At 57.8% G+C, this 9907-nt stretch carries 7 protein-coding genes and 1 pseudogene; 6 read left to right on the plus strand and 2 right to left on the minus strand.

The window, feature by feature from the left end; all coding sequences use genetic code 11:
- Positions 1-149: 149 nt before the first annotated feature.
- Complete coding sequence (gene pckA, locus ACO54Z_RS03985) at positions 150-1745, minus strand: phosphoenolpyruvate carboxykinase (ATP) (protein ID WP_485995856.1); 1596 nt, start codon at positions 1743-1745, stop codon at positions 150-152.
- Between the two features lie 192 nt (positions 1746-1937).
- Here pckA and ACO54Z_RS03990 point away from each other — a divergent pair, with 192 nt between their 5' ends.
- The 6 genes from ACO54Z_RS03990 (at position 1938) to ACO54Z_RS04015 (ending at position 9056) form a co-directional block, all read left to right on the plus strand.
- Positions 1938-2351 (plus strand): protein tyrosine phosphatase family protein, encoded by a 414-nt coding sequence (locus ACO54Z_RS03990; RefSeq protein ID WP_485995857.1) that lies wholly within the window; start codon positions 1938-1940, stop codon positions 2349-2351.
- A 538-nt stretch (positions 2352-2889) separates the two neighbouring features.
- Complete coding sequence (gene ribF, locus ACO54Z_RS03995) at positions 2890-3831, plus strand: riboflavin biosynthesis protein RibF (RefSeq protein WP_485995858.1); 942 nt, start codon at positions 2890-2892, stop codon at positions 3829-3831.
- Positions 3818-6589, plus strand: a complete 2772-nt coding sequence (gene ileS, locus ACO54Z_RS04000) for an isoleucine--tRNA ligase (RefSeq protein ID WP_485995859.1) — start codon at positions 3818-3820, stop codon at positions 6587-6589. Before ribF ends, ileS begins: the two co-directional genes overlap by 14 nt.
- 68 nt (positions 6590-6657) lie before the next feature.
- Complete coding sequence (locus ACO54Z_RS04005; protein ID WP_298080630.1) at positions 6658-7731, plus strand: AAA family ATPase; 1074 nt, start codon at positions 6658-6660, stop codon at positions 7729-7731.
- A 1-nt stretch (position 7732) separates the two neighbouring features.
- A complete protein-coding gene (locus ACO54Z_RS04010) occupies positions 7733-8245 on the plus strand; it encodes a cysteine--tRNA ligase (RefSeq protein ID WP_298080631.1) in 513 nt (170 codons plus the stop codon).
- A gap of 43 nt (positions 8246-8288) precedes the next feature.
- Positions 8289-9056: an IS1096 element passenger TnpR family protein gene (locus ACO54Z_RS04015; RefSeq protein ID WP_485995860.1), complete on the plus strand. Its 768-nt coding sequence runs from the start codon at positions 8289-8291 to the stop codon at positions 9054-9056.
- Positions 9057-9138: 82 nt separating this feature from the next.
- Here the strand turns inward: ACO54Z_RS04015 and ACO54Z_RS04020 are convergent.
- A pseudogene (locus ACO54Z_RS04020) lies at positions 9139-9687 on the minus strand (DDE-type integrase/transposase/recombinase); the annotation flags it as partial.
- Positions 9688-9907 lie beyond the last annotated feature (220 nt).

The raw sequence follows: 9907 nt of genomic DNA on the forward strand, positions 1-9907 counted from the left end.
TTTTTCTGTTCATGCCGATAGTTTACAGCAGAGGCTGAGACAATGAACACGCTCTTAGCGTAGCCGTTTACCAGACGAAACAGCCACAGGTGTTCCCACAAGAGAAAAGCCACCTTGCGGTGGCTTTCTTACGCGCAAAAAGCGGTGATTTACGCTTTCGGCGCGGCGGCTTTCACTTCGGCGCTGGCGCCGTCGGCGAATTGAGCGAAGTTGTCGTTGAACATCTTCGCCAGTTTTTTCGCCTGCGCGTCGTAGGCGGCCTTGTCTGCCCAGGCATTGCGCGGTTTCAGGATTTCTGAAGGCACATTCGGGCATTCGGTGACGACGGCAAAGCCGAAGACCGGGTCGGCTTCGGTCGGCATTTTCGCCAGTTCGCCGCTATTGATGGCGTCGATGATGGCGCGGCTGTATTTCAGCTTGATGCGTTCGCCGACACCGTAGGCACCGCCCGCCCAGCCGGTGTTAATCAGCCAGACGTTGGTGTTGTGTTTTTTCATTTTTTCGGCGAGCAGCTCGGCGTATTTGGCCGGGTGCCAGACCATGAACGGTGCGCCGAAGCAGGCGGAGAAGGTCGCTTCCGGTTCGGTGACGCCCACTTCGGTGCCGGCAACTTTGGCGGTGTAGCCGCTGATGAAGTGGTACATCGCCTGCGCCGGGCTCAGTTTGGACACCGGCGGCAGGACGCCGAAGGCGTCGCAGGTGAGGAAGACGACGTCGGTCGGCTGGCCTGCCTTGCAGGGGATGCGCGCGTTGCTGATGTATTCGATCGGGTAGCTGGCGCGGGTGTTGCTGGTCAGCGGGGTGTAGTCGTACTGGACGACGTAGTGTTCGTCGTAAGCGACGTTTTCCAGCACGGTGCCGAATTTGATGGCGCCGAAGATTTCCGGCTCTTTTTCGGCGGAGAGGTCAATGACTTTGGCGTAGCAGCCGCCTTCGATGTTGAAGACGCCGTCTTCGGTCCAGACGTGTTCGTCGTCGCCGATGAGGTTGCGGTTCGGGTCGGCAGAGAGTGTGGTTTTGCCGGTGCCGGAGAGGCCGAACAGTACGGCAGAGCGCTCGCCGCCTTGTTCTGCGGTGGCGGAGCAGTGCATGGAAAGCTCGCCCTGTTTCGGCATGAGGTAGTTCATGATGGTGAACACGCCTTTTTTCATTTCGCCCGCGTATTCGGTGCCGAGGATGACCATATCGCGATCTTCAAAGGAGAGGGAGACGGAGGTGGTGCTGGTCACGCCTTCCACGGTGCGGTCGGCGGGGCGGTGGCCGGCGTTGTAGATGACGTAATCCGGCTCGCCGAAGTTTGCGAGTTCCGCGTCGGTCGGGCGGATGAGCATATTGTGCATAAAGAGCGCGTGGTACGGGCGGGTGGTGATGACACGCACTTTCAGGCGGTATTTTTCGTCCCAGCCGGCGTAGCCGTCCAGCACATAGATGTTTTCCGCTTCATTGAGATAGCGCACCGCCAGCTCGCGGTTGGCCTTGTGTGAAGCGGCGGCAAAGGGGATGTTGATTTTGCCCCACCAGATGTCGTTTTCGGAGGCGGGGTTTTTGACGATGCGTTTGTCTTTCGGTGAACGTCCGGTTTTTGCGCCGGAGAAGGAAATCAGCGCGCCGGTTGAGGATATGGCGGAATCGTCCTTCGCTTCCAGCGCCAGTTTGTAGAGCGCGGAGGGGGAAAGGTTGCGGAAGGCGCGTTTGTGAATGCCGATAGAGAAAAGGTCAATGGTATTGGGGGTTTGGACTGCCATAGATGTTCACCTTGGTTTTAGAAGTGTGGATTTCAACCCTGTCCGTGTGGATTTTCGTGCAGGATTGGCGAAATTATAGTCGTGTTGCTGCGGCATGAAAAGTGAATGACCGGCGTGATAGTAAAAATTTTTGCCTATTTTCCGGCCACCCGCCCGCGCTATCATCCGCGTTTTCACAACCTGGAGTAGCCGATGCAAACCCTGAAACCCGCGCTTTACGTTAGCGCACAAATCCACACCGACGACCTGCCTGCGCTCAAGGCGCAGGGCATCGCGCAAATCATCTGCCACCGCCCCGACGGCGAAGCGCCAGACCAGCCCGCCTTTGCCGACATCGCCGCGGCGGCGAACGCGCTTGGCATCCGCACGCTGCATTTGCCGGTCGCGGGCGGACAGTTCCCGCCAGAGACCGTTGCCGCCACGCGGGACGCGCTCAAAGGCAGCACGCCGACGCTGATGTTCTGCAAAAGCGGGATGCGCAGCGCCACCGTCTGGGCGCTGGGCGAAGCGGCGGCGGGCGGCAATGTTGATGAAATCCTCGCCCGCGCCGCCGCCTGCGGTTATGACCTCGCACCGCTGTTGGCGCAATTGCGGGCGCTGGCATAAGCCCTGCCATTTACATACACCTTCCCCGCTATCGTGTATGTAAATCACCGATACAGGTACCCCCCTCCCTCTGTGGGGACGGGGGTGGGGTGCGCCTGCATACCTCGATGTCCATGCAACACTTCAATGCCGAACCTTTCATGATGGTGGGGCAAGCCCCACCCTACGACCGGTCAGCAAATCGCAAGCGGCTGCAGGATGTGTGCCGCAGGCACGCATTTTGGCTTTTCACCGCGTGCGTGTCGGCTACGACGCTTGTATATAAACCGCCGATATGCTCCCTCCCCCTGTGGGGGAGGGCTGGGGTGGGACAGCAAACGTAAAAAATCGCCATTCTGTCTCTTGCAATAATACCGCTCACCCCCTCCCCGACCCTCCCCCGCTGCGGGCTTCGCCCTGCAGGGGAGGGGGATTTTTCAATTGTAACCACGCCCTGCGACGGCCAAGGCCGTTTACATACACCTTCCCCGCTACCCTGTATGTAAACCGCTTCCCCCGCCGTCCTCTATAATGCGCGCTTTTTCACCCGCGAGGATTCATGCAGATTCACCGTTGGCAGCGGCAGTTGGCGCTGCCGCAGCCCGTCGCGCTTACTATCGGCAATTTTGACGGCGTGCACCGTGGCCATCAGGCCATTTTGCAGACGCTGTTGGCGCAAGCGGCACGCGACAATCTCGCGCCGGTGCTGCTCAGTTTTTTCCCGCATCCGAAGGCGCTGGTGGCGGGCGAACCGCCGTCGTTGCTCACGCCCCTGCGCGACCGCGCCCATTGGCTCGCCGAAGCGGGCTTGCCGCACTGGCTGTTGCTCTCGTTCACCCATGCGCTGATGCGCAAGGCGCCGGAGGATTTTGTCCGCGATTATTTGCTGCCGCTGCGGCTGCGTTTTTTGTTGGTCGGTGACGATTTCCGCTTCGGCCATCGCGGGCGCGGCGATTTTGCCTTGTTGCAGCGCTTTGCCGCCGAATATGGCTTCCGCGTGCAGGCGCTCGAAACGGTCCGCGCCGATGGCGGACGCATTTCCAGTTCGCGCATCCGCGCCGCGCTCGCCGCGCATGACCTCGCCCAGGCGCGCGATCTGCTCGGTCATGACCTTACGTTTACCGGCAAGGTGCATCACGGCGACGGTCGTGGCCGCGCATTGCAGACGCCGACGGCCAACCTGCACCTGCCTGCGGCGTGGTGTTTACCGGATGGCGTCTATGTGGTACAAGTAGCGCCCCCGCAGCCGGGCGCCTGGCACTGGGGCGTCGCCAATGTCGGCACCACGCCCACTTTTGGCGGCATCCGCCGCAAGCTGGAAGTGCATGTTTTTGAGCAGAACGCCGCGCTTTACGGGCAGACGCTGCGCGTTCACATTCGCCATTATTTGCGCGAGGTGCGCCGTTTTGCCGACGCCGCCGCGCTTCAGGCGCAAATCCGCGACGACATCGCCCGCGCCCACGCTTTTATCAATCAGGAACTCCCTCATGGCAGACTATAAAAATACGTTGAACCTCCCCGAAACCGCCTTCCCGATGCGCGGCAACCTGCCGCAGCGCGAGCCGGAAATGCTCGCCTTCTGGGAAAAGGCCGATATTTACGGCAAGCAGCGCGCCGCCTTCGCCGATGCGCCGAAATTCATCCTCCACGACGGCCCGCCCTATGCCAACGGTGCCATTCACGTCGGCCATGCGCTTAACAAAATCCTGAAAGATATCATCACCAAATCCCGCCATTTGCTCGGCTTTAACAGCCCCTACATTCCCGGCTGGGACTGCCACGGCCTGCCGATTGAGCAGAAAGTGGAGCAGCAAATCGGCAAACCGGGCGCGAAGGTCAGCGCCACCGAATTCCGCGCCGCCTGCCGCAACTATGCAGCGAGCCAGGTCGAATTGCAAAAAGCCGATTTCATCCGCCTTGGCGTCTTCGGCGACTGGGCGCATCCGTATCTGACCATGCAGCCGCAGACGGAAGCGGGCATCGTCCGCGCCCTGCGTGAAATCGTCGCCCGTGGCCATGTGGTGCGCGGCTTCAAGCCGGTGAACTGGTGTCTGGACTGCCGTTCCTCGCTCGCCGAAGCCGAAGTGGAATACGAAGACAAAACCTCGGATTCCATCGACGTCCGCTTTGCCGTGCGCGACCCGGCGGAGCTGGCGCGGCGCATGGGCAGCGACGTTGTCCCGCCTGCGGTGGACGTCATCATCTGGACGACCACGCCGTGGACGCTGCCCGCCAACCTCGCCGTCAGCGTCCACCCCGACTACGACTACGCCCTCATCAAGGGCGAAGGACGCTGGTTCGTCATCGCGCAAGAGATGATTGACAGCGTGCGCGAGCGCTGGGGCGTGAAAGAACAATGGACGGTGCACGGCACCGCCAAAGGCACCGCGCTCGACCGCCTCGTCCTCGCCCACCCCTTCATTGAGCGCGACTCGCTGCTCATCAACGGCGAGCACGTCACCCTTGATGCCGGTACCGGCTGCGTTCACACCGCACCCGCGCACGGCGTCGAAGACTTTGAAATCTGCCGCCATTACGGCATTGACGTACTGAACCCCGTCCTGCCCGACGGCAGCTTCAGCAGCGACACCCCCTACTTCGCCGGTGAAAACGTCTTCAAGGCCAACTCGAAAATCGTCCAGCTGCTGCGCGACCAAGACCGCCTCGTCCACTACGAGGCCATCCGCCACAGCTACCCGCACTGCTGGCGCCACCACAGCCCGACCATCTACCGCGCCACCGCGCAATGGTTCATCAGCATGGACAAAGCCGGCCTGCGCCAGACCGCGCTCGACGGCCTGAAACACGTGCGCTTCACCCCCGAATGGGGACGCAGCCGCCTCACCAACATGATTGCCGACCGCCCCGACTGGGGCATCACCCGCCAGCGCTACTGGGGCGTGCCGCTCTGCTTCGTCCAGCACAAAGACACCGGCGACCTGCACCCGGACATCCTCAACATCATGGACAAAGCCGCCGCCGTCATCGCAAAAGACGGCATCGAAGCGTGGTTCACCCTCGCGCTGGAAGACCTCATCCCCGCCGCCGACTGCGCACATTACGAAAAACTCAACGACGTCCTCGACGTCTGGTTCGACTCCGGCACCACCCACTACGCCGTACTGCGCCAACGCGACGACATCGGCTACCCCGCCGACCTCTACCTCGAAGGCAGCGACCAGCACCGGGGCTGGTTCCACTCCTCGCTGCTCACCGGCTGCGCCATCGACGGCCACCCGCCCTACAAGGGCTTGCTCACCCACGGCTTCACCGTTGACGAAAGCGGTCGCAAAATGAGCAAATCGCTCGGTAACGTGGTCGAGCCGCAAAAAGTCATCAACACCCTCGGCGCGGACATCCTCCGCCTCTGGGTATCGTCCGCCGACTACAGCGCCGAAGTCAGCCTTTCTGACAACATCCTGAAACAGCGCGCCGACGCCTACCGCCGCATCCGCAATACCTGCCGCTTCCTGCTCGCCAACCTGCACGACTTTGACCCGGCAAAACACGCGGTGCCGACCGACCAACTGCTGCCGCTCGACCGCTACGCCATCGCCCGCGCCAACGCGCTGCAACAAGCCATCATCGCTTCCTACGAAAACTACGAATTCCACCTCATCTACCAGCAACTCTTCAACTTCTGTGCAGTGGAAATGGGCGGCTTCTACCTCGACATCATCAAAGACCGCCAATACACCGTCGCCACCGACAACCGCGCCCGCCGCTCGGCACAAACTGCCATCTGGCACATCCTCGAAGCAATGGTGCGCTGGCTCGCCCCCATCCTGAGCTTCACCGCCGAAGAAATCTGGCAACACATGCCGGGCGACCGCGAAGAATCCGTCTTCCTCACCCGCTTCTACGACGGCCTCACCGGCTACGACAGCGCCTTTGACGCCGCCTACTGGGCGGACCTCATCCGCGTGCGCGAAGAAGTGAACATCGCCCTGGAAAACGCGCGCAAAGACGGCCTCATCGGCGGCTCGCTCGAAGCAGCGCTGCACATCACCGCACCAGAGGCGACCTACCAAAATCTCGCCCGCCTTGGCGACGAACTGCGCTTCCTCTTCATCACCTCCGCCGTCACCCTCGAACCAGGCGACGCGCTCAGCGTCACCGTCAAAAAAGCCGAAGGCGACAAATGCGAACGCTGCTGGCACATCTTGCCGACCGTCAATAGCGACCCCGCCTACCCCGGGCTCTGCCCGCGCTGCGTGGAAAACGTCGCGCACGGCGGCGAAACCCGGCGGTATGTCTAAATCCTTGCGAATCAACCTGAAAATGCCCTTTCCCGTACAGGAAAGGGCAATTTTTCAACCGGAATACCATGATTAAATACGCAGAATTTAAAAACTTCACCCGCCTACCGAACGCAAAATGGGAATTTGCAGCAGGCATTAATATTATCGTGGGTGAAAACGGGTTGGGTAAATCGCATGTACTCAAAGCACTCTATACCCTGTTAAAAGTACAGACCGATGCCAAAGAGCTATCCAAAACCGTATTGGAAAAAACCTATGCCGAAAAACTGATTGCGGTTTTTCGCCCGGAAAGTTTGGGACGACTGGTTAAACGCAAACAAGGACGGGAACGCTGTGAAATAGCGATAACAATGGGTGACAGTTCTTATAGCGCAGCTATCGGATTTGCCAGTAGTGCAAAAAGCCAAGTAGAAATTATTCGCCTCCCAAGAAAAAAACTGCCCCAATCTCCGGCCTTTCTTCCAACTCGTGAACTCATTACCCTGTGCCCGTGGTTTTTATCGCTATATGACAATTACCATCTGGAATTTGAAGAGACCTGGCGAGATACCGTCTCGCTCTTGGGAAATCCTTCTATTAAAGGCCCCCGTGAGAAAGATGCCGCCCAATTGCTAGCGCCTTTAGAAGAAGCAATGGAAGGCAAAGTTCTTGTTGATGCCAAAACAGGTAGATTTTATCTACAAATATCCGGTGAAGGAAAAATGGAAATACCGCTGGTAGCCGAAGGATTACGGAAACTGGCAATGTTGGCGCGGTTAATCAGTACCGGCACTTTATTGAAACAGGGTTATTTGTTCTGGGATGAACCCGAAGCCAATCTCAATCCCAAACTGATTAAAGTACTGGCAAACGTTATTGTCGCCATTGCCCATTCCGGCGTACAAATATTTCTCGCCACGCATTCACTGTTTCTGCTCCGCGAACTGGAAATCCTGCTGGCAGAAAACAAAGCTGTCCCGCCTCAACACCGCTGGTTTGCCCTGTTTGTAGATAAAGGAGAAACAAAACTGGAGCAAAGCAGCGACATTGCAGATATCCAGACCCTCATCATGCTGGATGAAGAACTGCTACAATCAGACCGTTTTATGATAGCAGCAGATTTATATCCCCCTGATACCGACAGTTCAAACCGTCAATAAAATGACCATAATTCAAGAAGGAAACCTGACGTTTACCTTTGGCCAAAAGGTCAAAGCTGAAAAATATGATAACTGGGTATTTTACAAAAACCAGTTCCAAAACCGTTGTTACCATGACAACAAGGCTGTCGATCTATTATGTTATTTGGAGCAGAACGCCTGGATGATAGAAATCAAGGACTACCGTCAACACTCAAGAAGTAAGCCAATAGACCTTGCCGATGAAATTGCGCTCAAAGTTCGCGATACGCTGGCAGGTTTGGTCGCTACACGAATCAATGCCACAAATTCTAATGAAAAAGACTTTTCCAAGGCTTTTTTGCAAAAGCGGTGTATTAGAATAATCCTTCATCTCGAACAGCCCACTAGCACAAGCAGATTAAGACCACACGCCATAAACATACGCGATGTACAGGATAAATTAAGACAAAAACTCAAAGCCATTGACCCCCACCCCAAAGTAACGTGCATTTCCAGCCTCTCGCAAAATAATCTGCCTTGGACGGTACAATAACTGCCCACATCCATAAACCCCTTTCCCCAACCCCGGAGTTCCCATGCCTACCCTCAACCTCTACCGCCTGAAAGTCTGGCTCGTCGGCGCGCGCGCCCAACCGATGAGCAAACTGCACCGCATCATCGAAATCAGCGGCAACGCCACCTTCGCCAACCTGCACGAACTCATCTTCGACGCCTTTGACCGCGAAGACGACCACCTTTACCGCTTCTACCTCACCCGCAAAGAAGAACCGAAAAGCGGCGACTACCTCTTTCAGGATTGCAAAGAAACCGTTTCGCGGGAAATCATGGATCTGGACGACCTCTTTGCCGACGAAGAAGAGACTGATGGCGAGTACACCGAACACCTTGCCGCCGAATACACCCTGGACGATGCCCGCCTGGCCGAAAAAGACAACATCTACTACTGGTTCGACTTTGGCGACGACTGGATACACCGCATCAAAATCGAAAAAATCCGTCAGGTCAAAGAAGAAGACGAAGGCGTCTGGTTCGGCGACATCAGCAAAAAAGTCGGCGAATCCCCGGCACAATACGGCGAAGACAGCGTTTGGGACGAAGACGGCGGCGGCACCCGTTCGCTGCGCCTCTTTACCTTGCTGGGGGAACTCGCCGACCCCAACGCCACGCCGGTCACATGGGACGAACTGGAGGCGGCAGATTTGGCCGAACCACTGCTTGCGCAAAAACTCATCGAACCGCGTAATGCCATCGACCCGAACGTCCGCCTCACCGCCGAAGGCAGGGCCGCTGCCGAAATCCTGCTACAAATGCGCAATCTCTCTACAGAAAACGGCCAGGAGTGAACACATCTCCCCCGGGACGGAGCAATTCGTAGATTGGGTTAGCAAGGCACGAGCGACTGGAACAGCTCGCACAACGAGAGACTCAACAAGCTGAATGAACCGCCCCACATATCGGAGGACGGATTGATTGGATCAGGCAGCTTTGCCTAACCCGCCCTCTTGGCGATAGTCTGCTGGCGGGGTTATAACTGATGGAGCTTGGTAAACGGCGCTGGTTGAACCCGTCCGCCCATTCCAGCGTCGAAAGTTCAACGTCGCCTGCGCCACGCCAGCCTTGTCTTGCAATCACTTCCGTTTTGTACAGGCCAATGATGCTTTCCGCCAGTACGTTGTCATACGTGTCGCCGACCGTACCTACTGATGCTTTCACGCCCGCTTCTTCCAGCCGTTTGCTGTAGCGTAGTGACAGGTATTGGTTGCCCCGGTCGCTGTGGTGCATCAGCCCGTCCGGCGCATCAAACACCAACGTTGTCTCCATGCTATGCATCACCCGCCAGCCGACGATATAGCGGCTGTGTACGTTGATAACGAAGGTGGTGCAAGTGCAGCCGTATCGGGTGAAGTGAAGTCTGCCACCCACAGCTGGATTTGGCCGATTCGCGCTGAAGTCGCGTTTGACCAGATCTAGAGGCTGTTTGCAATTCAACGGATAAGCCCCCCTCCCTTGCTTCACAAGCAATGCTTGTCGCTGCGCGAGCTGTTCCAGTCCCTCTGGGACAAGTATCTGCTCGCGTAGCGAGAGAGGGATTGGGGTGAAGGCAGCAAACAATTGAAAAATTGGAATTTCGGCTCACCAATAATATCGCTCACCCCCTCCCCAATCCTCCCCCGGGTACCTACGCAAAATGCGG

The organism is Cardiobacterium sp. (genome assembly GCF_057314735.1).

Bases quoted from the DNA above. Each gene is read 5' to 3' on its own strand.
- pckA (WP_485995856.1), bottom strand. From the start codon at position 1,745: ATGGCAGTCCAAACCCCCAATACCATTGACCTTTTCTCTATCGGCATT.
- ACO54Z_RS03990 (WP_485995857.1), top strand. From the start codon at position 1,938: ATGCAAACCCTGAAACCCGCGCTTTACGTTAGCGCACAAATCCACACC.
- ribF (WP_485995858.1), top strand. From the start codon at position 2,890: ATGCAGATTCACCGTTGGCAGCGGCAGTTGGCGCTGCCGCAGCCCGTC.
- ileS (WP_485995859.1), top strand. From the start codon at position 3,818: ATGGCAGACTATAAAAATACGTTGAACCTCCCCGAAACCGCCTTCCCG.
- ACO54Z_RS04005 (WP_298080630.1), top strand. From the start codon at position 6,658: ATGATTAAATACGCAGAATTTAAAAACTTCACCCGCCTACCGAACGCA.
- ACO54Z_RS04010 (WP_298080631.1), top strand. From the start codon at position 7,733: ATGACCATAATTCAAGAAGGAAACCTGACGTTTACCTTTGGCCAAAAG.
- ACO54Z_RS04015 (WP_485995860.1), top strand. From the start codon at position 8,289: ATGCCTACCCTCAACCTCTACCGCCTGAAAGTCTGGCTCGTCGGCGCG.